This window comes from Streptomyces lateritius (assembly GCF_014649715.1).
In the GTDB taxonomy this organism is placed as follows: domain Bacteria; phylum Actinomycetota; class Actinomycetes; order Streptomycetales; family Streptomycetaceae; genus Streptomyces; species Streptomyces lateritius.
On the sequence record NZ_BMTO01000005.1, the window covers coordinates 54,713 to 81,453 of the forward strand.

At 71.4% G+C, this 26,741-nt stretch carries 22 protein-coding genes and 1 pseudogene; 5 read left to right on the forward strand and 18 right to left on the reverse strand.

What is annotated here, in order from left to right; translation table 11 throughout:
- Positions 1 to 8: 8 nt before the first annotated feature.
- Positions 9 to 1,229: a phospholipase D-like domain-containing protein gene (locus IE136_RS11350; protein WP_158984647.1), complete on the reverse strand. Its 1,221-nt coding sequence runs from the start codon at positions 1,227 to 1,229 to the stop codon at positions 9 to 11.
- Positions 1,230 to 1,354: 125 nt separating this feature from the next.
- Positions 1,355 to 1,774 (reverse strand): STAS domain-containing protein, encoded by a 420-nt coding sequence (locus tag IE136_RS11355; protein ID WP_158984645.1) that lies wholly within the window; start codon positions 1,772 to 1,774, stop codon positions 1,355 to 1,357.
- A 373-nt stretch (positions 1,775 to 2,147) separates the two neighbouring features.
- On the opposite strand from IE136_RS11355, the gene IE136_RS11360 reads away from it, so the two are divergent.
- Positions 2,148 to 2,753 carry a VanZ family protein gene (locus IE136_RS11360; RefSeq protein WP_229818777.1) on the forward strand — a complete coding sequence of 202 codons (606 nt, stop codon included), beginning with the start codon at positions 2,148 to 2,150 and terminating at the stop codon, positions 2,751 to 2,753.
- A gap of 24 nt (positions 2,754 to 2,777) precedes the next feature.
- Here the strand turns inward: IE136_RS11360 and IE136_RS11365 are convergent, their stop codons facing one another.
- The 12 genes and pseudogenes from IE136_RS11365 to IE136_RS11420 all read right to left on the reverse strand — a co-directional run bounded on the left by IE136_RS11365 (position 2,778) and on the right by IE136_RS11420 (position 20,480).
- Positions 2,778 to 4,760, reverse strand: coding sequence for an APC family permease (locus tag IE136_RS11365; RefSeq protein ID WP_189600404.1), 1,983 nt, complete (start codon positions 4,758 to 4,760; stop codon positions 2,778 to 2,780).
- Positions 4,761 to 5,232: 472 nt separating this feature from the next.
- Positions 5,233 to 7,479 (reverse strand): MMPL family transporter, encoded by a 2,247-nt coding sequence (locus IE136_RS11370; protein WP_189600251.1) that lies wholly within the window; start codon positions 7,477 to 7,479, stop codon positions 5,233 to 5,235.
- A gap of 141 nt (positions 7,480 to 7,620) precedes the next feature.
- The gene (locus IE136_RS11375) at positions 7,621 to 7,836 is read right to left on the reverse strand and encodes a ferredoxin (protein WP_189600252.1); all 216 of its coding nucleotides are present in this window, start codon (positions 7,834 to 7,836) and stop codon (positions 7,621 to 7,623) included.
- Between the two features lie 4 nt (positions 7,837 to 7,840).
- Complete coding sequence (locus tag IE136_RS11380) at positions 7,841 to 9,103, reverse strand: cytochrome P450 (RefSeq protein ID WP_189600253.1); 1,263 nt, start codon at positions 9,101 to 9,103, stop codon at positions 7,841 to 7,843.
- A 143-nt stretch (positions 9,104 to 9,246) separates the two neighbouring features.
- Entirely contained in the window at positions 9,247 to 9,738 is a 492-nt protein-coding gene (locus IE136_RS11385; RefSeq protein ID WP_158984637.1) for a hypothetical protein, read from the reverse strand.
- 196 nt (positions 9,739 to 9,934) lie between these two features.
- Positions 9,935 to 10,243: a hypothetical protein gene (locus IE136_RS11390; protein ID WP_158984635.1), complete on the reverse strand. Its 309-nt coding sequence runs from the start codon at positions 10,241 to 10,243 to the stop codon at positions 9,935 to 9,937.
- Positions 10,244 to 10,246: 3 nt separating this feature from the next.
- Positions 10,247 to 10,489, reverse strand: a complete 243-nt coding sequence (locus IE136_RS11395) for a hypothetical protein (protein ID WP_189600254.1) — start codon at positions 10,487 to 10,489, stop codon at positions 10,247 to 10,249.
- Positions 10,490 to 10,620: 131 nt separating this feature from the next.
- A pseudogene (locus tag IE136_RS11400) lies at positions 10,621 to 11,207 on the reverse strand (fumarylacetoacetate hydrolase family protein); the annotation flags it as partial.
- Between the two features lie 100 nt (positions 11,208 to 11,307).
- A complete protein-coding gene (katG, locus tag IE136_RS11405; protein ID WP_189600255.1) occupies positions 11,308 to 13,497 on the reverse strand; it encodes a catalase/peroxidase HPI in 2,190 nt (729 codons plus the stop codon).
- Between the two features lie 237 nt (positions 13,498 to 13,734).
- The gene (locus tag IE136_RS11410) at positions 13,735 to 16,488 is read right to left on the reverse strand and encodes a S8 family peptidase (RefSeq protein ID WP_189600256.1); all 2,754 of its coding nucleotides are present in this window, start codon (positions 16,486 to 16,488) and stop codon (positions 13,735 to 13,737) included.
- Positions 16,489 to 16,671: 183 nt separating this feature from the next.
- On the reverse strand, positions 16,672 to 18,312 hold the full coding sequence (locus IE136_RS11415; protein WP_189600257.1) for a DUF4139 domain-containing protein: 1,641 nt from the start codon (positions 18,310 to 18,312) through the stop codon (positions 16,672 to 16,674).
- 8 nt (positions 18,313 to 18,320) lie between these two features.
- Positions 18,321 to 20,480, reverse strand: a complete 2,160-nt coding sequence (locus IE136_RS11420) for a DUF4139 domain-containing protein (RefSeq protein WP_189600258.1) — start codon at positions 20,478 to 20,480, stop codon at positions 18,321 to 18,323.
- Between the two features lie 120 nt (positions 20,481 to 20,600).
- On the opposite strand from IE136_RS11420, the gene IE136_RS11425 reads away from it, so the two are divergent.
- The 3 genes from IE136_RS11425 (at position 20,601) to IE136_RS11435 (ending at position 23,763) form a co-directional block, all read left to right on the forward strand.
- Positions 20,601 to 20,954 carry an MmcQ/YjbR family DNA-binding protein gene (locus tag IE136_RS11425; protein ID WP_189600259.1) on the forward strand — a complete coding sequence of 118 codons (354 nt, stop codon included), beginning with the start codon at positions 20,601 to 20,603 and terminating at the stop codon, positions 20,952 to 20,954.
- Between the two features lie 112 nt (positions 20,955 to 21,066).
- Complete coding sequence (locus IE136_RS11430) at positions 21,067 to 22,545, forward strand: glutamate-cysteine ligase family protein (protein WP_189600260.1); 1,479 nt, start codon at positions 21,067 to 21,069, stop codon at positions 22,543 to 22,545.
- Positions 22,546 to 22,665: 120 nt separating this feature from the next.
- Positions 22,666 to 23,763, forward strand: a complete 1,098-nt coding sequence (locus IE136_RS11435; RefSeq protein ID WP_189600261.1) for a carboxylate-amine ligase — start codon at positions 22,666 to 22,668, stop codon at positions 23,761 to 23,763.
- Positions 23,764 to 23,785: 22 nt separating this feature from the next.
- Here IE136_RS11435 and IE136_RS11440 read toward each other — a convergent pair whose 3' ends face one another.
- The 3 genes from IE136_RS11440 to IE136_RS11450 form a co-directional block, all read right to left on the reverse strand.
- Positions 23,786 to 24,424 (reverse strand): class F sortase, encoded by a 639-nt coding sequence (locus IE136_RS11440; protein ID WP_189600262.1) that lies wholly within the window; start codon positions 24,422 to 24,424, stop codon positions 23,786 to 23,788.
- Positions 24,421 to 25,107 carry a DUF4142 domain-containing protein gene (locus IE136_RS11445; RefSeq protein ID WP_229818779.1) on the reverse strand — a complete coding sequence of 229 codons (687 nt, stop codon included), beginning with the start codon at positions 25,105 to 25,107 and terminating at the stop codon, positions 24,421 to 24,423. The genes IE136_RS11440 and IE136_RS11445 overlap by 4 nt, the downstream gene beginning before the upstream one ends.
- Positions 25,108 to 25,723: 616 nt before the next feature.
- Positions 25,724 to 25,897, reverse strand: a complete 174-nt coding sequence (locus IE136_RS11450; protein ID WP_158984611.1) for a CsbD family protein — start codon at positions 25,895 to 25,897, stop codon at positions 25,724 to 25,726.
- 198 nt (positions 25,898 to 26,095) lie between these two features.
- Here IE136_RS11450 and IE136_RS11455 point away from each other — a divergent pair, with 198 nt between their 5' ends.
- Complete coding sequence (locus IE136_RS11455; RefSeq protein ID WP_158984609.1) at positions 26,096 to 26,257, forward strand: DUF5670 family protein; 162 nt, start codon at positions 26,096 to 26,098, stop codon at positions 26,255 to 26,257.
- A gap of 150 nt (positions 26,258 to 26,407) precedes the next feature.
- Here the strand turns inward: IE136_RS11455 and IE136_RS11460 are convergent, their stop codons facing one another.
- Positions 26,408 to 26,635, reverse strand: a complete 228-nt coding sequence (locus IE136_RS11460; RefSeq protein WP_158984607.1) for a DUF5133 domain-containing protein — start codon at positions 26,633 to 26,635, stop codon at positions 26,408 to 26,410.
- Positions 26,636 to 26,741: the final 106 nt, after the last annotated feature.

Below are 26,741 nucleotides of genomic sequence, written 5' to 3' on the forward strand. Positions count from 1 at the left end.
CTCCGGCGTCACAGGAAGCGGCGAATGGGAAGGACGGCCGTCTCCCCGGTGCGCTGGAGGAACGAGCGGCCTTTCCAGCGGCCGGGCATGATCTCGACGCACACCTGGAGGTCCTGGTCGAAGTGTTCGTCCAGCCTGGCGGTGAACGCCGTGTCGAGGACGGCGAGCATGACCTCTTCGTCGTGGTCGAGGGAGCGCCGGTTGAAGTTCGTCGATCCGATGAGGGCGGCTGCCCGGTCCACCGTGATGACCTTCGCGTGCATCATGGTCGGCTGGTACTCGAAGATCCTCACGCCGCACGCGAGGAGATCGTCGTAGTAGTGCTGTCCGGCCAGCTGGCAGACTCTCTTGTCGGTGTGCGGGCCGGGCAGGAGGATCTCCACCTCGACGCCGCGGCGCGCCGTGGCGCAGAGCAGTTCGATGAAGAAGGTGTCGGGGGCGAAGTAGGCGGTGGTCAGCCTGAAACGTTCCTGCGCGCTCTCCAGCATGACTCTCATCAGGGTCTGCATGTCCTGCCAGCCGAAGCTGGCCGAGCCGCGCACGACCTGAACGACGGCATCACCGTGCGGGCGGTGATCGATGAACCGATCCCGTTCGTCGAAGAGTTCCTCGTGACACTCCGCCCAGTTCTGCGCGAAGGCGGCGGCGATGCCGTCCACCGCGGGGCCACGGACCTGGACGTGGGTGTCACGCCATTCACGTGCGTTCCGGGCGTTGCCGCACCACTCCTCGGCGATGCCGACACCGCCGGTGTACGCGACCTCCTCGTCGACGACGAGCACCTTACGGTGACATCGGTGGTTCTGCTTGAACGGGGAGAGGCGTAGTGGTCTTCGGAACCAGGACACCTTCACACCGGCGTCCTCCATCGCCCGCAGCTGCTCCTTCTCGATGAGCCGGCTGCCGAAGCCGTCCAGAAGCAGCCGCACGCGTATCCCCTGGCGGGCACGCTCGGCCAGGGCTTCCGCGAACTGTCGCGCTATGTCGCCTCTCCAGTACACGAAGGTCATCATGTCCACCGTGTACCGGGCCGAGCGGATGCTGCCGAGCATGGCCGAGAAGATCTCGTCGCCGTTGAGCAGGGGGACCAGAGCGTTGCCTTCGGTCGCGGCGATGCCGATCAGCCGTTCCAGGCGCCTGCGCAGACGCGCACCGGAGCCGGAGGCTGCTGTGTTCCGCGCGTCCTCCGTGAGAGAGACCGGGCCCAGCGGGCCCTGCGTACTCGTCATCGTGCGTCATCTTCCTGATCGTGTCCCGACTTCCAGGGACACACTGTGCCGCACACAGGTGTGGCCCCGCGTTCCTTCCGGGCGGGGCCACACCCCGTGCGTGACTCTGGGGGACCGGGGCGGGTCTACTGCTCCGCACTCTCCTGGATCGCGGGCCCAGCCTGAGCCTCGGCGACCGGATCCTTCTGCCGCACGGCCGCGAGCGCCTCCGCGACGTCCGCGTGGATGGGCGTCGTCACATTGAGCCCCGTGATCTCCAGGAGGCGGCGGACGGCAGGTGTGGGAGCCACCAGGTGCAGATCCCCACCCATCTCCCGGGCTTCTCGGGCTCCCTTGATCACCACGTTGAGACCCGAGGAATCCATGAAGCTCAGAGCCGAAAGATCCAGCACGAGGTGACGGCGCCCGTGCAGGAACTGGTTGGCGACGTGGTGGTGCAGGAACGTGGCGGTTTCGATGTCCAGTTCGCCGCCGACCGTCAGAATCGCGGTGACGGCGTCGCAGACCTTGACCTCAACGTCCAGGTTCTCTTCTCGAACGGGCATGGTTCCTGCTTTCTGCAAATATGGTCAGTTCGGGCTGAGCGACGGATCGCCGCCTGGTAGCGGCAGTCCAGCACGCCTGTGTGCCGCCTGTGATCGACGACGGGCAGCGCAGACCCAAGGCAGCACAGCAGATGCCTCCCAGCGACCGAGCCTCACGGCGGATCGCCATGTCAGATGCCCAGGCAGCGGCCGCGTCATCGACGCGACCGGTGAGTGAGATCAACCCCACAGTGCCCAGGTCGGTAGCTTGTCACCCGGCAAATATTAGCGGGTGCGTCAACTCTCGGGGGCGGGGCGACGGGGCGGAATGGTCGCCCTCACTGCGGGTAACCGCAGGGCCAGTGCCGTCACAGCGAACTGAGGGGGAGTCACCATGAGTGGCACGGCTCACAATGACGATCATGGCAGCAGGGACGCGAGCACCCACGGCACGCCCGACGGCCACGTCCCCGGTCGGGCACCGATGGGCCCTGCGCTCCGTGCGGTCGCCATGCTCGTCGCCTTCACGGGGACGGTCGCCTTCAGTGTGGTGCTTGCTCACCTCACCCTCGAACCGTCGGTCGCATCGGAATCTCTCACCCACAGCAATCTTCGACCCGGTGACTCGATCAGCGACTACCTCAGCCGGCCGGCGCTGCGGGACACCGTCAAGCAGCTGGGTGGAAACATCGTCCTGGGCATTCCGTTCGGCCTGCTGCTCCCGGTACTGGCACCGCGGGCACGTGGACTGCTCCGTGTGATGATCGTGACCGCGATCACCATGCTGCTGGTCGAACTGGTCCAGGGCGCCCTGGTCACCGGACGAGCCTTCGACATCGACGACGTCATCCTGAACACCACCGGCGCCATGCTGGGTTATCTGCTGCTCGGCCGACGGCTGGGCAGGGCCGTCCACCCGCGCCGCCACCACTGGTGGCACCGCTGGACGAAGAAGCGGGCGGTACGGACCGATGCCTCCTCCGGAGAGAGCAAGATCTGAACCCGTCCCTGCCTCGGTGGGCTGTCAGCCACCCACATGGATGCCGGGGCGGCGGTCGGGGTCGGATTCGTGTTTGCGGATGATCTCCCTGGTGACGGGGGCGGTGTCGCCGCGACCGAGGAGGAAGTAGCGGAACATGTGCTTCAGGGGACTGCCTTCGGCCCAGGCGAAGTAGCAGTGCGGCTGGACACCGGTCGTGTCGCGCAGGGCCAGGAGGATCGCGGCGATGGCGTTCGGGGCGGCCGGGGCCTCGGCGCGCAGGATCCGGTAGCCCTCGACCTCGACGCCGTGGACGGCGAGGGTCTCGCTGAAGTCGGAGGGGTCGACCACGTCGATCTCCAGGAACAGAACGTCGGCCGGGCCGGGCACCGGATTCGTACCGCGCTGTTCGCGTTCCTTGGCGGAGTACTCGGCGCTGTCGCCGGCCTGACGGCGGTTGGCGATGATGTTGATCGCGTTGTCGTGGGCCAGGGTGTCGGTGATGAACCCGCGGGCGGCCGGGTCGAAGAGGATGCGGTCGGCGCGCAGCTCGGTGGTGCGGGACACGCGCGAGATCAGAGACACCACGATGATGCCGGCGATAAAGAAGCCGGAGATGGTGATGCCGTCCGGCTTGTCGACGATGTTGTGGACCAGGGCGTAGAGCAGGACCAGGGTCAGCAGCGCGAACCCGGCGGCGACCAAGCGGCGGCCGCGGCGAGCCACGGAGATGGTCACCGCGAAGGCGCCGGAGACCATCATGGCCAGGATGCCGGTGGCGTACGCGCCGGCCTGGGCGTCGACGTCGGCGTCGAAGGCGATGGTGATCACAATGCACAGGGCGGTGTAGACGATCACCACGGGCCGTACCGCGCGTCCCCACTCCGGGGCCATGCCGTAGTCGGGAAGGTAGCGGGGAACGATGTTGACAAGCCCCGCCATGGCGGACGCGCCGGCGAACCACAGGATCAGGATGGTGCTGATGTCGTAGACGGTGCCGAACGCCTCCCCGACATGCTCGTGGGCCAGCCAGGCCAGGGCGCGGCCGTTGGCCGCGCCGCCCGGCTGGAACTCCTTCTCGGGGATGAGGACGGTGGTGACGAAGCTCGCGGCCAGCAGATAGACGCTCATGATGAGCGCGGCGCTGGTCAGCAGCTTGCGGGTGTTGTGGACGCGTGAACGGAGCCGTTCCTCGTCGTCCCGACCGTCGGCGGACACGAGGGGCATCATGCTCACCCCGGTCTCGAAGCCGGACAGGCCCAGGACGAGCAACGGGAACGCGAGGAGCGCCGGCGTCAGCAGGTCGCCGAAACCACGTCCGCCCCCGACGAGCGCGTCAGTCCAGGCGGAGAACGCCCCCGGGGTGGTGAACACATGGACCATGCCGACGGCGACGATCACCGCGTTGAGTGCCAGGAAGACGGCGACGAGGGGGATGGCCACGCTGACGGCTTCGCTGAAGCCGAGAAGGAAGACACCGCCGAGCACCAGCAGCAGCGCCACCGTGAGGGCCACCTCGTGACCGTGCAGGGCCTCAGGGAAGAAGGGGTTCTCCACCACGTGGACGGAGGCGTCGGCCGTGGACAGGGTGATCGTGATGATCCACGACGTGGCCACGAAGCCGAGCAGGACCAGCACGAACAGCTTGCCCCACCAGAACGGCAGCAGATCCTCCAGCATCGCCACCGACCCGGCCCCGTGCGGGCTCTCCTTGGCCACGCGCCGGTACATGGGCAGCATGCCCAGCAGGGTCAGGGCCACGATCAACAACGTGGCCAGAGGGGACACCGCGCCCGCGGCGAGCGCGGCGATGGCCGGGACGTAGGCGAGGCTGGAGAAGTAGTCGACCCCGGTCAGGCACATCACCTTCCACCAGGCATGCGGTTGTGCGTGCCCCTCGCCGGCCGCCGGCCCGACGGCCTGCACCTGGTGGCGCAGCATCCACCGCGCCACACCTCCGGTCGGCCGGGGGCTGAGAGCGGGGCTGTCCACCACTTCTGGCACGGTCGGACCGTTCGCGTCCTTCATGTCCCCCATCTGCCCTTCCTCGCTCCAGCCACGGACGTCTCCGTCACCACACCCGCGGTGGCAACGATCAACGAGTATGCGACCGCGCTGTGGCACCCGCCCGCCAAGGCGACCCTGTCGATCGGGGTGCTCCGGGGCCACCGTGCCGCGAGCGACGGGCCGCATGCCGGGACGGGTGAGTGCCGCGAGGCGACCTCGCCGGTCACATTGAACTGCCGTGCAGGCAACCGCTGTTACTTCGGTGGGCGGGCTTCGGGCGGCAGCGCGAACCGAGCGCGAATCGCACGATCGGGTCCCCGGCGACCCCGCAGCGGTCACACGATGGCGAGACCGGTCACCCGGCCGAGGAGACGCCAGATCCTGTCGCATTCTTAACGTCGGGGAGAGCCGGGCGCCCCGGCCACCGACCACCGATCGCCGGCCGCGCGACACGGCCGGCGACGTACCGGTGACGTACTGGTGACCGGGGTGCTCAGTCCACGAGGTGCGGCTCGCGCTCCGCCTTCTCCCGCGCCGGCCGCCCGGACGGGGCGGGCGTCAGCTTCTCGCCCTCGACGTCGATGTTCGGCAGGAGCCGGTCGAGCCACCTGGGCAGCCACCAGGCGGACCTGCCCAGCAGGGCGAACAGGGCGGGCACGACGGCCATGCGGACGACGAAGGCGTCGAAGAGGACAGCCGTCGCGAGGCCAAAGCCGATCATCTTGACGAAGTCGTTGTCCTCCATGATGAAGCCGGAGAAGACGCTGGTCATGATGACGGCGGCAGCGCTGACCACCCGGCCGCTGTGGCGGAATCCCGTGACGACCGCCTCGCCGGGGCGAGCGCCGTGGACGTACGCCTCCCGCATCCGGCTCACCAGGAACACCTCGTAGTCCATCGCCAGGCCGAACACGACTCCGATCATGAAGATCGGCATGGTGCTCATCACCGGGCCCGGCTGGTCCACGCCGATGACGTCGGCGAGCCAGCCCCACTGGAAGACGGCGACGACCGCGCCGAGGGCGGCGGCCACCGAGAGCAGGAAGCCGAGCGCCGCTTTGAGGGGGACGAGTACGGAGCGGAAGACCACCATCAGCAGCAGGAACGCCAGGCCGACGACCAGCCCCAGATACGGCAGCAGCGCGTCGTCCAGGGTCTGCGAGAAGTCGATGAACATCGCGGTCTGACCGGCGACCAGGATCTCGGAGGCGCCCGTCCGGGACTCCAGCCCGCCCGCCATGCCCCGCAGGGAGCGCACCAGGTCCTCGGTTCTCGCGTCGGCCGGACCGGTGTCGGGGATGACGTTGACGAGGGCGGTGTCGCCCGACGGGTTCGCGGTGGCGGGGGAGACGCCGGCGACTCCGGGGATTTCCTCCAGCGCCGTACGGACCCGCGCCGCCGTCTTCTTCGCGTCCTTCGCCTCGACGGTGACTGTCAGCGGCCCGTTGAAACCGGGGCCGAAGGAGTCCGACAGCATGTCGTAGGCCTTGCGCTGCGTGGTCTGCGGGGCCATGGTGCCCTCGCCGGGCAGACCCAGTTCGAGGCCGGCGGCGGGCACGGCGACGGTGCCCAGGCTCACGACGCCGAGCAGCAGCACGGCGACCGGGTGACGTAGCACGAGACCGGCCCAGCGGGCGCCGAGGTTGGGCGTGCGGCGGGCCTCGCGCTTGGCGGCCCCGCGCTGCCGGCGCTTGGACAGCGGCTTGCCGGTGTGACGCCCGCGGTCCCTGCGGGCGAGCACCCTGACGGGCGCGAAGCCGAGGAGCGCCGGCACGAACGTGATCGCGACGAGTACGGCGACGGCGACCGTGCCGGCCGCGGTCAGGCCCATCTTGGTGAGCATCGGTACGTCCACCACCGCCAAGCCGGCCAGGGCGATGATCACGGTGAGTCCGGCGAAGACGACGGCCGAACCCGCGGTGCCCACGGCGCGGGAGGCGGCCTCCGTGCGCTCACGCCCCTCGGCGATCTCGGCGCGGTAGCGGGAGACGATGAACAGGGCGTAGTCGATGCCGACGGCGAGACCGATCATCATCGCGAGCGTCGAGGTGGTGGACGACAGGCCGAGAGTGCTGCCGAGCGCGGTGATGCCGCTGATGCCGATGCCGACGCCGATCAGGGCCGTCAGCAGGGGCATCCCGGCGGCCACCAGGGAGCCGAAGGTGAGGAGCAGGACGACGGCGGAGATGAGGATGCCGATCTGCTCACCCGTGCCTCCCATCGTCTGCTCGATCTTGACGGCGTCGCCGCCCGCCTCGACGACGAGGCCCGTGCTCCGGGCCCGCTCCATGGCGTCGGTGAGACCGTCGTGTGCCGCGTCGGTCAGCTCGGTGGCCTGCGCCTCGTACGTGACGTACGCGTACGTCGTCGTACCGTCGCCGCTCACGGCATCGGCCTTGAACGGGTCGGGCACGCCCGCGACTTGAGGCATCTTGGCCAGGTCGGACACGAGCCGCTCGACCTGCGCCCTGCGGGCGGGGGAGGTGATCTTCTCGGCGCCGGGGGCGCGGATGACGACGCGGGCGGCGGCGCCGTCGGCGCGGGCGTCCGGGAACTTGTGCTGGAGGAGGTCGAACGCCTTCTGCGACTCCGTGCCAGGCATCGAGAAGGTGTCGGCGGGCGGGGCGGCGGCGGTGGAGGCGGCGAAGCCCGCGCCGACGAGGGCCAGGAGCCACAGGAGGACGATAAGGCCCCGCCGTCGGAAGGCGAAGCGGCCCAGTGAGGAGAGGAACGTAGCCACGGTGGTGGAAGTCCTGTCGGTGAGTGGAGAACGGGTGTTGGGGCGAGTCGTGGAGCACGGCGGGAGACGGTCGCGCCTCGGCCGGCGGGAGGGGCGGGTCGCTCAGAGGTGACACGCGCGTACGGTGGCGCTCACCCCTGCTTACGGGGCGGTGGAGGATCCCCGCTCCGTGACGGTGATGACGGCGGCCGGGCACACACCGGCGGCGACGTGGACGGCCGCGTGCCGTTCCCGGGGCGGCCGGGCGTTCAGCAGGACGACCAGGCCCTCGTCCTCGTCCTGGTCGAAGACCTCCGGGGCGGTCAGGGCACACATTCCGGCGCCGAGGCACCGGTCGCGGTCGACGCGGATGTCCATGGGATCAGTCCTCGTCCCAGGTGACCGGCAGCCGGTGCACGCCGTAGATGCTCATGTTCGTCCGCAGGGGCACCTCCTCGGCCGGCACGTCGAGCCGCAGCGTGGGGAACCGCCTCAGCAGCGCGGGCAGGGCCACCGTCATCTCGACACGGGCCAACTGCTGGCCCAGGCACTGGTGGATGCCGTGTCCGAAGCCCAGGTGTCCCGTGGCCTTGCGGTGCACGTCGAGGACGTCCGGGTCGGGGAATCTCTCCGGGTCACGGTTGGCCGCCTCGAGCGAGAGGGTGACGCTCTCGCCCGCCCTGATCAGCTGTCCCTCCAGTTCGACGTCCTCCAGCGCGGACTTCACGCTGGTGTGGGCGATGGTCAGATACCGCATCAACTCCTCGACGGCCTGGGGGGCGAGGTCCGGGTCGGTGCGCAGAGCCTCGGCCTGGGGGGGGTTGCTGAGCAGCGCGAACGTCCCGTGGGCGATCATGTTCGCGGTGGTGTCGAGCCCCGCGGCGAGCAGGAAGCCGCCGACGCCGACGAGTTCCTCGTCGGTGAGATCGGACTCCTGGACCAGGTCGCCGAGCAGGTCGTCGGAGGGCGCTGCCCGCTTGGCGGCGACCAACTCGCCCATGTACTTCTCGAGTCCGACGAAGGCGGCGTACCGGTCCTCGGGGCTCACGTCCATGGACATGAGCGTGTGGGCGTGATTCTGGAAACGCTCGCGGTCGTCGTAGGGCACGCCGAGCAGCTCGCAGATCATCAGCGCGGGAAGGGGCCGGGCGAACGCCTCGACCAGGTCGGTGCCCGGGCCGCGGCGCTCCATCGCGTCCAGGTGCTCGGTGGTGATCGCGGCGACCCGGTCGGAGAGCCGGCGCATCCGGCGGACGGTGAACCTGCCCATGAGCAGCCGCCGGAAGCGGGTGTGTTCGGGAGCGTCCATCCCGGTCATGTCGCCGACGGGGGCGGGCGGCAGGGGGCCCTCGGGGCCGCCGGGGAAGGGGTAGTGCATCAGCTCGTACCGCGAGCTGAAGCGCGGATCCCCCATGATCGAGCGGACGGTGGCGTAGCCGGTGGCCAGCCGGCCGACGTGCCCGTCGGGATATGTCATCCGGGCCAGCGGCCTCACCTCGCGCAGGTCCGCCAGCCCGGCGGGCGGGTCGAAGGGGCAGCCGGCGGCACGCTGTGTGGGGAGCGTGACGGGCTCGGTGACCTCCGTGGTCCGAGGGGTCCGGGTGGCCCGGGTGGTCTCGGGCCGGGTCGACGGTTCGTGCTGCACGTGTCCTCCGTGGAGAGTGCTGAGGGAAAGTCAGGGCGCGACGACGGAAGAAGGCATGGCTGTCCCGTCCTCTTGGTACTGGTGTGTTCTCGCGCGGGTGGTCGGTGAGGGTGGAGTGGTGTACGGCTGGGGGCGACGGGCGGTCAGCGGGCCCGGCAGCCCGGCTCCAGGGCACGGGCCACCGCACGGACGAGCCAGGCGTTGACGGACAGTGCCCCCAGGCCGGCCGCCTCCTCCACGCGGGCCTTCAAGGGCGCCGGGAGCCGGAAGTTGATGCGGGCCGTACCACCTTCGTCGCCGTCCGCCGCAAGTGGTGCCATTGGCGCCATCGGTGGCGCCACCGGCATGCCCAGCTCGGCCGGAATCTCGCCGGAGCCCTCCGCGGCGGGCGGTGCCGGTGCCGTCACCACGAACTCGGGATCCAGCCCCCGTAGCCGTACGTCCACCGAAACCGGCGTCAGGGCGCGCGTGATCTCCGCCGATGCGGCGGACAGCGCGTCCAGGAACGCCAGCCGGGAGGCCGCCTCCAGAGGGGCGGCCAGTCGTTCGGCAAGGGCGCGCGCATCGTCACCGCCGACGTTCGCGGCGACCGCGAGCTCATGACGGAGGCGCTCGACGTAGGGGGTCAGCTCCATGGGCTTATGGTGGCACCATTATGGCGCCACTGCAAGCCTATGTGGCACCACATGGCATCGGTCCGTCCCTCCATGGGCTGCCAGTGCGGCGTCGTGGAGCTGGCGGACGGGCCGACCCGGCCCCACCCCCGCCGCCCGCCGGGCGGGACGGACGGCGACCACGCCGGAGCGGAGGGAGGGCCGGCGGCGTCCCCGCTCAGGGCCTCGGATCGATGCGCTTCCAGCGTGGGCGGGCATCGGCGCCGCGGCGGCCGGCGACCGAGGCGCAGCGTGGGCAGACCCGCCGTACGCGGTCCGCGGCGCCGCCCGACTCCGGGAACGTGTCGGCCCACGCGACGTGGGCGAAGCGCCGGAGCTGCGACCGGCTGAGGGACAGCCCGCACACCGTCTGGTTCAGACCCCGCTCCCAGGCATGCACCTCTCCGGAAGGCAGGCGCCGCCGGCCGTCGTCCTCGTCGATCCACTGTCCCGAGGCGGCCACCGCGTACCGCTGCGGATTCGGCACGGGTCAGCGTCCTCTCCGCTGCGCGGAGGTGAGCGCCGTACCGACGCCCACGCGGCGAGCGTGCCGGACGCCGTCCTCCTCGGAGGCCGCGCGCAGCATGCCGCAGCCGGCGAACAGCAGGAGGCCCCCGCTGGTCTTCTGCGGCCACTCGTCGGAGACAGGGCCGTAGCCGCGCGCGAAGGTCCGGCACGAGACCAGGGGCCAGGCGCCGCCGACCACGTGGAACAGGCCCTGGGCGCGGGCCACCGTCCGTGGATCACGGCGTGGAAGCTCGGTTCCGACACGGCGCACCGGGCACCTCCCGGAGGAACTCTGGCCCCTTCCCGCTGCCCACCGCCGACGGAGGCAAACAACGTCTCCCCACCCGGGCGGGGCGGTCATGGCCGGTCCCGGTGGCGGCAGCCGGTCGGCACCGGGGCGGGCTCCGGACCGGGCACGACGGTGGTGGTCAGGGTGCCCGATGTTTCGGCCGTGAGGGAGACGGTGTCGCCCGGCCTCAGGGGCGGCGGGCACTGCTCGCCTCACCGGCCCCACAGTTCGGCGGGGCGGCCGCCGTTGCCGCAGATGCCGGAGCCGAGGACGTCGCCGGGCATGACGCGGACGCCCCGGCGCGGGTAGGTGGTCACCTCCTCGAACGTCCGGCTCATGGGGGACAGCAGGTCGTCGCCGACCCTCTCCCCGTCGAGCTCGGCCGCCAGGACGAGGCGGAGGAAGCCGTCGGTGTCGCGGTACGGCTCCAGCTCGTCGGATGTCGCGAGGTAGGGGCCGAGGGTGGTGGCGGTGTCCTCGCCGTTGCCAAGCCCGAGGGCCACCTTCGTCTCGGCCGACTGCAGGTCGGGCGCGGACCAGTCGTCGAAGACGTGCAGCCGGCGATGTGGTCGCGGGCCTGCTCCGGGGCGAGGTCTCGGCCCCCGCGGCCGATGACGGCAGCCGCCTCGAGCTCGAAGTCGAGCACCGTCGAACCCGTGAGACGGCGGCACGGGTAGGCAGGCACCTCGCACCGCCACCGACGGGCGAGCGTGAGGGTCCGGTCGGCCACGGGTGCGGCCGACCGGACCCCCGGCTCAGCGCAGATCGAACCGGTCGAGGCTCATCACCTTGTCCCAGGCCGCGACAAAGTCACGCACGAACTTCTCTCCCGCGTCCTGGGACGCGTAGACCTCCGAGACGGCCCGGAGCTGGGAGTCCGAACCGAAGACGAGGTCGACGGCGGTGGCGGTCCACTTGACCTCGCCCGTGGCGCGATCCCGGCCCTCGAACACGTTCTCGGCCGAGGTCGACGCCTGCCACTCCGTACCCATGTCGAGCAGGTTCACGAAGAAGTCGTTGGTCAGCGTCTCCGGCCGGTGGGTGAAGACACCGTGGGAGGAACCCCCGAAGCCGGTGTTCAGCGCCCGCATACCGCCGACCAGCACCGTCATCTCCGGAGCGGTCAGGGTCAACATGTTGGCGCGGTCCAGGAGGAGCGTCTCGGGCGACAGCTTCTCTCCCGCCCTCAGGTAGTTGCGGAACCCGTCCGCCTTCGGCTCCAGCACGGCGAACGTGTCCGCGTCCGTCTGCTCCTGTGAGGCGTCGGTCCGTCCCGGCGCGAACGGGACCGTGATCGCGTGCCCGGCGTTCTTCGCGGCCTGTTCGACGGCGGCGCAGCCGCCCAGGACGATGAGATCGGCGAGGGAGATCTTCGTTCCGCCGGCCTCGGCGCCGTTGAAGTCCTGCTGGATCCGCTCGAGGGTCCGTACCGTCTCGGTCACCTCGGGCAGGTTGTTGATCTCCCAGTCCTTCTGCGGCGCGAGCCGGATGCGCGCCCCGTTGGCCCCGCCGCGCTTGTCGGTGCCCCGGAAGCTCGCCGCCGCCGCCCACGCGGTGGTGACCAGCTGGGGCACGGACAGTCCGGAGGCGAGGATCGTGCCCTTGAGGGCGGCGACGTCCCGGTCGGTGACGAGCTCGTGATCGACCTCGGGGACGGGGTCCTGCCACAGCTGCGGCTCGGGAACCCACGGGCCGAGGTAGCGCGAGAGGGGGCCCATGTCACGGTGGAGCAGCTTGTACCACGCCTTGGCGAACGCGAGCGCGAGCAAGTCCGGGTTCTCGTGGAACCGCTTCGAGATCGGCCCGTAGATCGGGTCGACCTTCAGGGCGAGGTCCGTCGTCAGCATCATCGGGGCGTGCCGCTTCGACGGATCGTGGGCGTCGGGCACGGTGTTCTTGGCCGACGGATCCGTGGGAGTCCACTGCTTCGCGCCGGCGGGGCTCGTCGTCAGCTCCCACTCGTACCGGAACAGGTTGTCCAGGTAGCCGTTGTCCCACTTCGTCGGCTCGGTGGTCCACGCGCCCTCGAGCCCACTGGTGAGCGCGTCGGCGCCCTTGCCGGTGCCGTAGGTGTTCCGCCAGCCGAGGCCCTGCTGCTCGACGGGGGCCGCCTCGGGCTCCGGGCCGATGTACGAGGGATCGACCGCGCCGTGGCACTTGCCGAACGTGTGGCCGCCGACGATGAGCGCGACCGTCTCCTCGTCGTTCATCGCCATGCGCCCGAACGTCTCGCGGATGTCCCGGGCGGCGGCCAACGGATCCGGATTGCCGTTGGGGCCCTCCGGGTTGACGTAGATCAGTCCCATCTGCACGGCACCGAAAGGGCCGGTGAGTTCCCTTTCGTCGCTGTAGCGCTCGTCTCCGAGCCAGGTGTCCTCGGGGCCCCAGAAGATCTCCTCGGGCTCCCAGATGTCCTCACGTCCGAAGCCGAACCCGAACGTCTTGAATCCCATGGATTCCATCGCGCAGTTGCCGGCGAAGACCAGAAGGTCGGCCCAGGAGATCTTCCGGCCGTACTTCTGTTTGACCGGCCAGAGCAGGCGGCGCGCCTTGTCGAGGCTCGCGTTGTCCGGCCAGCTGTTGAGGGGGGCGAAGCGCTGGGCACCGGAACCGCCACCACCCCGGCCGTCGGCGATGCGGTACGTCCCCGCGGCGTGCCAGCTCATGCGGATGAAGAGCGGCCCGTAATGGCCGTAGTCGGCGGGCCACCACTCCTGGGACGCCGTCATCACCTCGAAGACGTCCCGCTTCAGCGCGTCGAGGTCGAGGGTGGCGAACTCCTTCGCGTAGTCAAAGTCTTCGCCCATCGGATTGGCCTGGGGCGAGTGCTGGTGGAGAACCTGAAGATCCAGCTGGTTCGGCCACCAGTCCCGATTCGTCCTGGGGCGAGTCGCCGTCGGGGTCGGGGAGGGGATTGCCGGGTTCTCGCTTTCGCTGCCGGACACGTCCGTCCTTCTTCCTGTCTCGGTGTTTCCATGGGCTCGCTGCTGCATGGTCGCGCACCGAGGAGCGCGCCGCTACGAGACACACGCAGAGCACCCCGAGTCAGAAAAGGCGGGCGTTTTCCGGGCGTCGTCCCGCAGGCCGGAACAGGTGAGGCCCCGGGGGAAGATCCTCCGGGGCCTCACCTGCTCCACGTGCGTCCGGTCGTGCCGTTCGGGCATGGCCGGTTCGCCGCAGGGTCAGCCGATGGACCAGCCGAAACCGCCGCCCGCGGCCGGAAGGCCGTTCTGGCCCGGCTGATGGGTGGTCACCGAACCCGCCGTGCCGGTGCGGCCGCCGGTGGCGTTGCTCCACGGCAGGTCGTACGCGGCCCCGTACGGAGCGCTGCCCGGCACACCGGCGTACAGCCTGGTGGCCGTGGCGCTCAGGTGGTTGCCGATGGCGTGTCCGGCCGTCGGGGTGCCGCCGAGGCCGGAGGCGTTGCCGGCCTCGATCCAGTAGTCGGTGTCGCCGGGAAGGCCGAACGGGTAGAAGGTCTGGACCGAGCCCGCGTCCGCGGTGGTGCCGACGTCCTCCCCCGGGATGCCGACCGCGAGGACGAGGGTGGTCGGGGCGCCGGGCGCGCGCGGGGCCAGGTTGGCGAGGACGGCCTTCTGGCCGAACTTGTCGCCCGCCTCGGCCGCGCCCTGCACATTCTCGACCTCGGCGTTGAAGTTGGCGGCCTGGGTGACCGCGCCGGCTCCGGTGACGCGGAAGCTCTGGACGGCGCCGGCCTGCGTGACGTCGGTGGTGCCGACCGCGAGGGCCTCCCCGGGGGAGCCCACCGCGAAGACGGTGTCCGTCGCGGCGGCCGTGGCGGACGGACGGTATGCGACGGCCGCCACGGAGGCGCCGAACTGGTCGCCCGCCTCCGACGCGCCGGACACGAAGTCGTCGTCCTGGCTGATGCCCAGGACCGGGGCGGGGATGCCGTCGGCGCTCAGGTCGTGCTTGAGGATCTGCACACCGCCCGCGTTGGCCAGGGTGCCGATCGCCTCACCCGGCGAGCCGACGACGATGTGGTTCGCCGAGGCGGCGACGGAGGAACCGAACCTGTCGCCCGCCTCCGCGGTACCCGACATGCCCGTCTTGTCCTGGTGGATGGCGATGTTGACGCTGCCGCGCAGGTAGTGGGCGCTGCCGGCGTCGCTGACCGTGCCCAGGTCCTCGCCGGACACGCCGATCACCAGATACGGCTCACCGCCGGTGGTGTGACCGGCGGCGACGGCGTGCCCGAAGCGGTCGCCCGCCTCGGGCGCCGAGGCCAGGATCGAGCCCGCGCCCGTGCCCTGGACGAGGTCCAGGGGGGCCTTGCCGGTGGACAGGCCACCGGCGGCGCCGTAGAAGACCTGGGCGGAACCGGCGTCCGTCTGAGTGCCGACGTCCTCGGCCGGGACACCCACGACGAGGTCGGTGCAGCCGTCCCTGTCGTGGTCGAATACGGCGAGGTTCTCACCGAACATGTCGCCCGGCTCGGCGCCTTCCGGCACCGCGGCGAGATCCTGGTTGATCTCGGCGGTGCCCTTGCCCCCGCCGTGGATCACGCGGACGACACCGGCGTTGGCGTCGCCGCCCACGGTCGCCCTCGGGTCGCCGACGACCGTGTCCTCCACGCCGTCGCCGTTGAAGTCCGTGATCCGCGGCGCCAGGTCGAGCCGGACGCGCGGAGTGGTGGCACCGGTGTAGCTGATGCTCTTGCCGCCGGTCTCCAGGACCTTCTCGAGCTCCGCGACGCTCGCCCGCGGGTACGCCTGCTTGAGCACCGCGAAGGCGCCCGCGACGTGCGGGGTGGCCATGGACGTGCCGCTGTACGAGGCGTAGGCGTTGCCGGGAATCGAGGAGACGATGCTGCTGCCCGGGGCGAACACGTCAAGCAGTGGGCCCCGGTTGGTGAAGGAGGACAGCTGGTCGTCCTTGGTGGTGCTGCCCACCGTGATGGCCGACGAGATGCAGCCGGGGGCTCCCACCGCGTTGCTGTACGCGTCGTTCCCGGCGGCGATCACCGTGGCGACGCCGGCGGTGCGCAGGCTGTCGATGACAGCCTTGCGGACGTCCGTGTCGCAGGCTGCCGTGTACTGGCCGCCGCCCAGGCTCATGTTGGCCGACACGACCGGCACGCCGGACTGCCGCAGCTGCAGGACCTTCTCCAGGCCCGCGAGCTGATCGCTGCTGTAGGACTTCACGCACGGCGCCTTGCCGACTCCGCAGTTCGTCTCGGAGCTGAACCTGCTGAACACCTGGATGGCGACGATGTCGGCACCGGGAGCGACACCGGCCTTGGGCGCTCCGGTCACACCCTGCCCGTTGCCCGCGGCGATGCCGGCCACATGGGTTCCGTGGCTGCAGATGCGAGTCGTAGCGCAGGCGCCGGTCTCCACGTCGGCCGCGCCCGCCCCTTCCTGGTGCTCGGTGCCGTTGGGGCACAGGCTGGCGACCCCGGCGGCGGTGTCGTTGGTCGAGAAGCACGCCTCGGCGCTGATCCGGTCGCGGAGGAAGGGGTGCCGGACGGCGACGCCGGTGTCCAGGATGGCCACCGTGCTGCCCGCGCCGGTGTTGCCCGCGGCGGCGGTCTTGTCCGCGCCGATCACGGGGACGCTCGAATCCAGGGTCGGGGGAACCGCCACGTCTTCGGTGACGCTGACCACGCCCGGCTGGCCGGCGAGCTTCTCCAGACCGGCCTTGTCCACACGCAGGGTGGTCACGGGCAGCGTGGAAAGGGTCTGCAGGGCCTTGCCGGCGCGGGCCGCGGCGGGCAGGTCCGCACGGTTCCTGGTGACGACGTTGACTCGGACCGTGCCGCCGTCGGAGACCTGGTCCTCAAGGGCCGGGTCGACGGGGTCGGCTGCGGCCGGGGCCGCTTTCTCGGGGCTCACCGGTGCGGCGTAGGCGGGTATCGCGCCGAGAGAAACGGCCACCACCGCCGTGATGACCGTGGACCATATTGGTCTTTTCATTTCACTCCAACTGGAAGCGGGCACAGGGGGATGCCCACGGGGCGTGCGAAAGAACGCGTCACGGTATCGAACGCGTTGACGAGGGGGAGCGGTTACCTCTGTGGCGGTCACGCTCGGGTGGGGCGGTCACGCTCGGCTGGGGCGGCTGGGGCGGCGCCCGGTCGCGCCGCGCCGCCCGGGAGTTCAGAGGCCGGCGACCTTGGCGCTCGCCGACAACTCGTAGACCAGGGTGACAGTGCGACGGCCGCCGGGCGGGAGGGCGACGTCCCAGCGGGCGATGCCGTCGGCGTCGACCACGTCGGGCGCCGGGGAACAGGCATCCTCGCGCAGGCGCACCTCGACCGCCGAGACCTCCGAGACCGGGATCCGCTCCCTCAGAACGATCAGCCGGTCGCCCTGCTCCCCGGGCGCGGAGAACCGCGAGAGGTGCAGCCGGACCGTGCGGGTGACCAGGGTCCGCTGCGTGAGTCCGGTGGTCTCGCGGGACTCCTCGGCATGCCGGACCACCCGGTGGTCGTCGCGACTGCCGAAGGCGAGCTCGACGGGGGCGCCGGGAGCGGTGAAGTCCAGCGTGCCGCGGCCGGTGAACCCACTGCCGCGAATCAGGTCCACGGGCCCGGCGAGCAGCGCGTGGCCGGACAGATTGTCGAACCGGACCACCTGGGTGACCAGCGGGGACAGTTCGGGTGAGCAGGCGTACTCGCTGCTCGCGGGCGTGGTGAAGACGGAGAGCGGCACCCGGTGGGCGCGGCCGTCCGAGGCGACGGAGACCGGCGCGGGGGAGTTCAGCACCCGGACCTCGCCGCCGTCGTCCACCCCCGGCAGGCCGAGCACGGGAGCGGGGCCGAGATCCGCGATCTCCTCCTCGCGCAGCTCGACATCGACCGTGCGGCGCTCCGCGGCGGAACGGTCCTGGAGCGTCAGCCGGTCCTCGGCGAGCCGCGGGGGATCGGTGGCCAGCGCCGACCGTGCCGTCGACAACGTCAGCCGTACGTCCGACCAGTCCTCGCCCGTGCGCTGCCAGACCATCGCGTCGGTCTCCAGCGTCAGCGTCTCCCCGTCGAGCACGGCCCGGTAGGCGGGCCGCCACAGCGCACACGGGGTGAGGTGACTCAGCCGCAGTCCGACCGGCCCGGCGACCACGGCCTCCACCGTCAGCTCGATGTGGCCGACCAGCTCGGCGGGCTCCTCCTCGGCGAGCTCCATGGCCCGCTGAGCCTCCCCGAGTTGGACCCCAAGGGCGGCCAGGTGGGCCTCGACCGTACGGAGTTCCTCGCCGTACGCGTCACGCTCTCCGTCGACCCGGTCCAGTTCGCGGGCCCAACGGGGCCCTTCGTACTCGCCGGAGCCGGCGCCTTCGCCGATCTCCCGCAGCACATCGGTGGCGAGACGGCCGAGCAGGTCGAGGCGGGCGTGCAGCCGATCGCGTCGCTGCCCCAGGACGATCCGCTCCTCCTCGAGGGTGTGCACCCGGCGGCGCAGGGCGGAGTCGTCGTCGGTGGCCGGCACCGGCCCGCGCGGTGTCCACTCGCGGACGATCCGCACGTCGAGCACGGTCGCCGTATCCGTATCCGTATCCGTATGCGTGTGAATATGCGTATCCGCATGGGTATGCGGATCCGGAACCGGATGCGCGTGCGGAGGCACGGAGGTCAACTCGGCATGGAGGGTGCGGTCGACGGCCAGCGCGCTGACCGGCCCGAGACGCAGCCGCTGCACGCCGGCCTCCAGGTCGAGTACGACGGAGCGCTCGACGTGGGCGCGGTCCTCCAGGCAGGTCACGGCGGTGACGGGGAGAGGGATCGGCTTCCGGGCCGTGGACATGGCGGGTCTCAGCTCCTGCGGTTGCCGCCGGCCAGGGCTTTGCCGGCCGGGATGCGGATCTCGTATCCGCCGTCGAGTACGGCGGTGCCACCTGCGGGCAGGTCCACCCGCCAGATGCGGGTGCCCGGGGCATGGTGCTCGGGCCCGGCGCCGTCCGCGGGTGCCTTCCAGTCGGCCCGTTCCTCGATCCGTACGTCCGGTTCGGAGGTGACCGGAACCCGCTCCCGCACCTCGACGGTGGCGGGCCTCGCGAGCCGGTTGGCCAGCTCCACGTGGACGCGGTGGTCGAGCACGGTGGTGTTGTTGCGCAGGCCCGAGGTCGACTCCTTGAGGTGCGTACGGCGGGTGACCCGGATGGCCTCGGCGGGCCCGAGCCCCACCCGGCGGACACCGCCCGGCGCGAGCGTGGGCAGCGCGGCGGTCAGCAGGAAGTCGTCGTCGACGGTGACCTCCACGGGGCCGGCCGGCAGAGCCTGGTCCGTGGCGTTGGAGAGCACCAGCGTGGCGTACACCGTCTGCTCCACGGACGGCACGCAGAGGTACTCGGTGCGCAGGCCGACCGCGATCTCGCCGACGGTGACGGTGTGCCAGGTGCCGTCCGACGGAATGTCGGCGCGGGCGGCGGCGTCGAAGCGGTGATCGAAGGAACCCGCCGACTCCCGGGGCCGCACCGCGTGCCCCGGCGGCGGCAGCGCGGCCACCGCTTCGGCACGGCGGCGGTACTCGGCCGTCACCGGGTCGAAGGGAGAGACGGGGAACAGCCGGCCTCTGCGACCGCCGGGCTCGTCCGGACCGCTCAGAACGAGGGCGGCGTAGTCCAGCTCGACCCCGCTCGGCCGTGGCGGACCGGCCGCGGGAACCTCGGGTGCCGGAGGCGGCGTCGGCGCGGCAAGGCCGTGAGCAGCCGGTGCCGACGGCGGCGGCGCGGCCGCACCAGGAGACCCGGGTGCGGCGGGTGCCAGGCCGGCGGGCGCACCCGTGAAGGGCGCGCCACCGGCACGCGGCCTGCGGGCCGATCGCGACGGGCCGTCCCCCGCGAAGCCGGGCGTGCCGCTGCCGAAGGCCTCTCGGGAAGCGTCGTGGACGCCCTCGGGCACAAGGAACGCCGGGGGCGGCGCGCCGTAGCCCTGCGGCGCCGGTGGTGGCGGTGGCGGTGGCGGCGGAACGGGGCCCGGCGCGGCGCCTCCGGCGGCCCCGACGGCCAGGGGTGCGGCGGTCGTCGCCGGGCGGGGTCCGGCCGCGTCGTACCCGGCGAACAGGTCGCCGAGCCCTCCCGGAGGCTCACGCCATCCGGTGGCGGCGGTGGCGGGCTGACGGCGTCCGATCCGCATCGAGCGGAGCCTCGGCAGGTCGGTACGGCGCCGCAGGTCGGCGGTGGCCAGGGCGATGCGTACGCCGGTCCAGTCCTCGCCGGTGCGCTGGGCCACCGAGGCGCGCAGCACCAGACGGCCGCTGCCGTCGCCCTGACGGTGGGTGAGACGGTACGCCGGAACCCAGACGGCGCCCGGCACCCCGTACTCGAGCTCCAACTCCAGCTCCGCGCCCGCGTCACCCGTGCCGTCGAGGGTCAGGACCGCGCTGACCGTGGTCTCCAGGTGCGCCGACGGTGCGTCGGTGGACGCGCGACCGAGCCGGTCCGAGGCGACGTCGAGCTCGTGCTCGACGCGGAGCAGCGCCTCCTCCAACTCGCCGAGACGGGTGTGGAGTCCCGTCAGTCGCCCGTCGACGAAATCGGCGAGCTCCAGCCACGCGTCGACCGGGGTGCGGCGGTGCGGGTCCTCGCGCCGACGGGGCGGCGGCACCGGGTGCAGACCCCTGACCTCCTCGATCAGGCGCCGTTGCCGGTCCCGGCGTCCCCGCGCCGCCGCGTACGCGTCGCGCAGCCGCTCGACCTCGCGCCGCAGGTCGTCCGACGTGCCGGTGCCGCTGTCGAGTGGCAGCGGCTCGGCCTCGACCTCCACCCGGGCCTCGGTGACGCGCACGCCGGGGGCGCCCAGGACCCGGGCCCGCAGCGAGCCCGGGTCCAGCGCGCGGGGCAGTCCCGCCACCCGCAGCCGTCCGTCCGGCGGCACGATGCCCCGGGCCAGGCGACGGCAGAGCGCGCCCTGCGCGTACACCACGACCTCATCGAGGGTCGATCCCCACCGCTGTGCCGGCTCCGCCGTCATGTGCCCCCGCCCCCCGCCGTGTCCATGCTGAGCGCAGCCTAACGCCCGAGCGTTCCGCACGTCCGTGCCGAGTGCCGGGTACCGAGTCCCGATGTCAGTGGTCCGTCGTACGGTCGGGACATGAGCACCTCCGCCGAAGTCCGCGCCGTCGCCCTCTCCTTGCCGGAGACGACCGAGAAGGAGGCGTGGTCCATGCCCACCTTCCGCGTCGCCGGGAAGATGTTCCTGACCCTGCCCGACGAGGAGACGTCGATGGCCGTCCGCTGCCCCAAGGAGGAGCGCGGCGAGCTGGTCCTCGCCGAGCCCGAGAAGTTCTGGGTCGCGGACCACGAGGCGGCCTTCGCCTGGGTGCGGGTGCGCCTGGCCGCCCTCGACGACGCGGACGAGCTCCGCGCGATCGTCGTCGACTCCTGGCGCCAGGCGGCTCCACCGGCCCTGCTCAGATCCCACGCCGACCTCGCGCCCCCGGCTTAGCGCCCCCGTCCACCCCCCGGCCCGGACCACCGGTGGCTTCGGTGGTTGGGCCGCCCGTGGAGTGGGACGCTGAAGGGGAAGGGCCGTGCCGACGAGAGTTCGGGAGGGACGAATGGGACGCGACGTCCCGGCGCTGGTGTTCACCCGTGACGACCGTCGCCAGTTCCGGAACAAGATGCACACGTGCCTCGACGTGTTCGCGCGGATGCTGCGCGAGGCACGGTTCGACTTCGAGCGGCCACAGGTCGGCCTGGAGATCGAACTGAACCTCGTGGACGACGACGCCGAGCCCGCCATGCGCGGCTCGGACGTCCTGGAGGCGATCGCGGACCCCTCCTGGTCGAGCGAGCTGGGCCGGTTCAACCTGGAGATCGACATCGGGCCGCGCCCGCTCGTCGCCGGGCGTCCCGACTCCTGGGAGCAGGAGATACGCGACGCGCTCAACCACGCCGAGGTCCAGGCGGCCGCGGTCGGCGCCCATCTGCTCATGATCGGGATTCTGCCGACGCTGGAACTGAAGGACGTCGGTCTGGCGGCACTGTCCGAGAACCCGCGCTACCACCTGCTGAACGAGCAGATCTTCTCCGCGCGGGGGGAGGACCTGCTGATCTCGATCGACGGGGTGGAGCGGCTGCGGACCTACGCCGACACGATCACCCCGGAGGCGGCGTGCACCAGCACCCAGTTCCACCTGCAGGTCGCGCCGCATGACTTTGCGGACCACTGGAACGCCGCCCAGGCCATCGCGGGGGTGCAGGTGGCACTGGCGGCGAACTCTCCCTTCCTGTTCGCCAAGGAACTGTGGCGCGAGACGCGTATTCCCCTCTTCGAACAGGCCACCGACACCCGGCCGGACGAGATCAAGGTGCAGGGCGTACGGCCCCGGGTGTGGTTCGGCGAGCGCTGGATCACCTCGGTCTTCGACCTCTTCGAGGAGAACGTGCGGTACTTCCCGCCACTGCTGCCGCTGTGTGAGGAGGAGGACCCGCTGGAGACGCTCGAGAGCGGCGGAATCCCAGGACTGGCCGAACTCACCCTCCACAACGGGACGGTCTACCGCTGGAACCGCCCCGTCTACGCCGTCGTCGACGGCGTACCGCATCTGCGGGTGGAGAACCGGGTGCTGCCCGCCGGGCCCACGGTGGCCGACGTGCTGTCCAACGGCGCTTTCTACTACGGGCTGGTCCGGGCGCTGGTCGACGAGGACCGTCCCGTCTGGACCCGGATGTCGTTCTCGGCCGCGGAGGAAAATCTGCACGCCGCCGCGCGCCACGGAATCGACGCGCAGCTGTACTGGCCCGGGATGGGCGAGGTTCCGGCGACCGAGCTGGTGCTGCGGCGACTGTTGCCGCTCGCGGACCGCGGCCTCGAACGGCTGGGCATGGACGCGGCGCGGCGGGAGCCGCTGCTGGGGGTCATCGAGCAGCGGTGCGTCAGCGGGCGCAACGGCGCGGTGTGGCAGTCGGAGATGTTCCACCACATCCACGACATCGATCACGCGGACCGGCACCAGGCGCTGCGGCGGATGACCCAGCAGTACATCGAGTACATGCACATGAACGCCCCGGCGCACATCTGGCCGGTCGAGTGATACCGGCTCCGGGCGCTGTGGTGCCGAATGGGCCATCGTGCCGGTCCCGGCGCACCCTTTCAGGCGAACGGCCTGTGTCCGCGCGCCCCTCCCATGATCCGCACGCGGAGACTCGGCACCATGGAGCCGGTCACTGTCGGGGTGGAAGAGGAGTACCTGCTGCTCGACGCGGACACGTTGCCGGTACCGCTGGCGGAACAGGTGCGCGCGGCCGCGGGTCTCGGACCGACCGTCGAGGAGCACGAGCTGCAGTCGGAGTTGCTGCAGGTGCAGGTGGAGGTCGCCACCCCGGTCTGCAGCGAGCTGGACGAGGTCGGCGGGCATCTTCTGCGGCTGCGGCTCGCCCTCGGCGCGGCGGCCGAGGCACAGGGATGCCGGCTGGCGGCCTGCGGGGCGCCCCCGCGCAGGAGCGCGGTCACGGCGCCGGTGACCGAGAAGCCGCGCTACCGCGCGATGCGCGAGCAGGCCCCGCAACTGGTGGCCGAGCAGCTGGTGTGCGGGATGCACGTCCACACGGCCGTGCCGTCCCCCGAGGTCGGGGTGGCCGTCCTGAACCGGCTGAGGGGGTGGCTGCCGGTCCTGACCGCGATGGCGGCTAACTCACCGTTCTGGGACGGCCAGGACACCGGCTTCGCCAGCTGGCGCACCGTCGTCTTCGGGCGCTGGCCGGTGAGCGGCCCTCCGCCCGCCTTCCGGGATCTCGCCGATCACAGGGAGCGGGTGGCGACGCTGCTGCGCAGCGGCGTCATCTCCGACACGGGACAGCTGTACTGGCAGGCCCGCCTCTCCGAGCGATTCCCCACGGTCGAGGTGCGCTGCACCGATGTGCAGCTACGCGCGGACGAAGCCGTCATGTTCGCCGGCATCGTACGCGCGCTGGTCACCACGGCCATCCGCGAGGACGAGCTGGGCACGCCGGTCCCGGACGTGCCGCCCGAGTTGGCACAGGCGGCGAACTGGCAGGCGGCCCGGCACGGTCTGAACGGTCATTTGATCGCGCCGACGGGTGAGCGGCGGAGCGCCGGCGACCTCGTCGCTCGCATGATGGAGCACATCACGCCGGCCCTCGACGCGGCCGGTGACACCCGTGAGGTGGCCTCGCTCGTCCACCGACTTCTCCGGGAGGGCACGCCGGCCGATCGGCAGCGCCAGGCGATGGCCGAGGGCGGCCTGGCGGCGGTCGTCGACTTCGTCACCGCCGAGACCGCGGCTCCCTGAGCGACGTCAGGATGTGGCGCGGTCAGGCGGGCGTGGCGAAGAGCACGAGGTTGCTGTCGTAGGCCGCCGCCACGGGGTCGAACGAGCCCGTGCAGGTGACGAGGGCCAGTCGATGGGGTCCGGTCCGGGTGAAAAGGTCGCGGGGCAGGGCTTGTTGACGGTACGTACGGCGGGCCGCGATCACGTACCGGTAGGTCCTGCCGTTCGCCGCGCGCACCTCCACGCGGGACCCCAGGGGCAGTTCGTGCAGCGTGGCGAACGCGCCGAGCCCTGACCGGCGGGTGTCCACGTGCCCGGCGAGCAGGGTCGTGCCCTCGGCGGCGCCGGCCGGCGCTCCGAGGGCCCACCAGCCGCCGGTGCGCGTGTCGTCGGGGAGGTCCAGGACGCCGTCCCGATCGGCGCCGACGGGTACGAGGTTCGCGCGCAGGCCGTGCGGGCCGTCCAGCCGGTTCGGCGGCGAGGCGTCGGCCGCGCCGACGGCGCCCCGGCCGGAGGGGTGCGCCGACGCGGGTACGACTCCGGGATCCCCGGCGGTCGTCCGCCGCGCCGGAGCGCTGCCGAGGAGCAGCGCTCCGGCCGTGAGCAGCACGGCGCCGAAGAGGACAGCCGCGCCGCCGCCGACGCGCCTCGCCGGGCGCGTACGGGTACGGGTACGGGTCAACGGTCCTGGTTCGTCCGGCGCCGGCCGCGGATCAGCCAGGCGGCACCGAGGACCGCCAGGAGCCCGCCTCCGGCCAGGCTGGCCACGCCGGCCGCGGCGAGGGTGTCGCTGCCCTCGGCTGCGAGCAGCCCGCCGCTGCCGGCTCGTACGGTGCCCGCGTCCTTGGCGGCATGGCAGACACCGCCCCGGACCATGTCCAGGTGCATGACCACCACGGGGCGCGCGGCCCTGGCCGCGGCCTTGACCTCGGCGTTCTGTCCGGCCTTGAGCTCGGAATCGATCCGAGCGAGCGTCTTGGTGTGCGCGGCGTCCTGGGTCTTCAGCCACGCCGTGTCGTACGCGGAGGTGCCGGCCTTGGCCCGGACCGAGGCGAGCTCGGCCTGCTGCTCGGCGGTCGGAGTGGCGGGCAGGGCGATGCCCAGCTTCGCCGCCAGCGCCTTCACGTCGGCGTCGAGCTTGCCGTGGTCGCGGACGAGCACCCTGCCGACCTCCTTCACACAGGCACTCGTGGCGTGTTTCTGCGCATCCTGGCCCGCGGCCATCTCGGCCAGGTTCCCCTGGTGCGCGGACCTCACGAACCCCGTGTCCTGATCACTCACCGGCGCCGCGGCCGCGTACGGCGCCGTCGACGCGGCTATCGCGATGACCAGTGCGGTGACCGATGTCAGCCGGGTAACCCTCACGACATGCTCCCTTCCTCTCCGCCGGCCGTCCGACCGCGCGGAACACCGAGGCGCTCCCATAGCACCTCGAAAGGGATGGATCCCCCGTGCCGCGCCGGACCTCCGCCGGATCGGCAGCCGTTCACCCGAAGGGCGATGGTCACTCTCCGTGACGCTCCCGGGGAATCCGGACGCGGACCGTGAGGATCTCCGACGAGGGCCTCCGTCGGCGGTAGGCCGTTCGGCTCCTACCGGTCGTCGTGACGGGAGAGGTCGGTTCGACGCGGCCGGGACCGCTACGTCCGCGTCGGCCTCGGGCTGAGGAGGCCGGACGTCCTGCGGAACCACGGTGCGAGCCGGATCACGCCGAGGGCCACCTCGACGCCCAGGGACAGCCAGAGGTTCCCGTGGCGCCATGGGTCACCGCTTACGTGACACACCGCGAACAGCACGCGCGCGATGCCGTCTGAACAGGCCCTGGTCGGGCAGCGGCCCGACGAGGAGCGGGGCGGCCCACACGGACATGTCCGCCCACGCCCGTAGCGTGCCGGAGTGCCGATCGCCGACACACAGGAGGGGCGGCTCCGGAATTCCGGAGCCGCCCCTCTTCCCTGATCGGGTCCCTGCGGACGCGAAGTCAGTGCTTGAAGGCGTCCTTCGCCTTCTCCTTCGCGTCTCGCGCATCACCCTGGACCTGCTCGGCCCGGCCCTCGGCCTCGAGGCGCTCGTTCCCCGTCGCTCGGCCGGCCGCTTCCTTGAGCTTGCCCTTGGCCTGTTCGCTCTTGGCGGTCATCTTCTGCTCGCTCGACACGGCTGATCACTCCCTGTGCGATGGACCATTGCTGACAACAGAACGCCTGACCTCGAATCGCCTGCCTAAACCGAAAAAATTGAGCATCCGAGAAAAGGAGGCGGCCCTATTTCCCGGGCTTGCGGAACGGAAAACCCGTCAATTCGAGGGAATGCGCGGGATGGTGCGGGGTACGCGGCACTCCGGAGGTTGATAACAATGGTTCCCCTTCTGTTGGTTCTTCTGCTCGCGCTGATTCTCTTCGGTGCCGGTTTCGCGGTGAAGGCGCTCTGGTGGATCGCCGTCATCGTGCTCGTCCTGTGGCTTCTGGGCTTCGTGGCCCGGCCGAAGGGCGGCACAGGGCGCTGGTATCGCTGGTGACCGTCACCTGACGGACACCTGACCGCGATCTGATCGCCGACGCGAAAAGACCGAACCCGGGGCGCTCCCCCTCGCGAGGGGGAGCGCCCCGGGTTCGGTCTTCGGTACGGAGATTTCGGAGTTCGGCCTTCAGTGCGGGAGTGCGCCGATTCAGGCCGTCAGGATCGAGTCGTCCTCGGGACGCGCGCCGGGCAGCCGATGGCGGGCGGCGATGAGCGCCGCGTCCACGTCACGCGTGCCGGTGGAGACGCACAGCGTGTACGCGATGTCGTCCATGCGCCGCCGCACCTCCTCGCTCCCGTTCTCCGCGTGCAGCATCCTCAGTGTCTGGTACTGCTCCATCAGGTTGCTCAACACCGCGGGATGGGCCATCAACACAGTTCGTCTCCCCTCGCCGACAGGGCGCCGACCGCCCGGCTCGCTCCGCCGTCTGCCCCGTGTTCCCGGTTGTATGCGGGCCGTCCGGCCGGTAGGCGCGGTATGG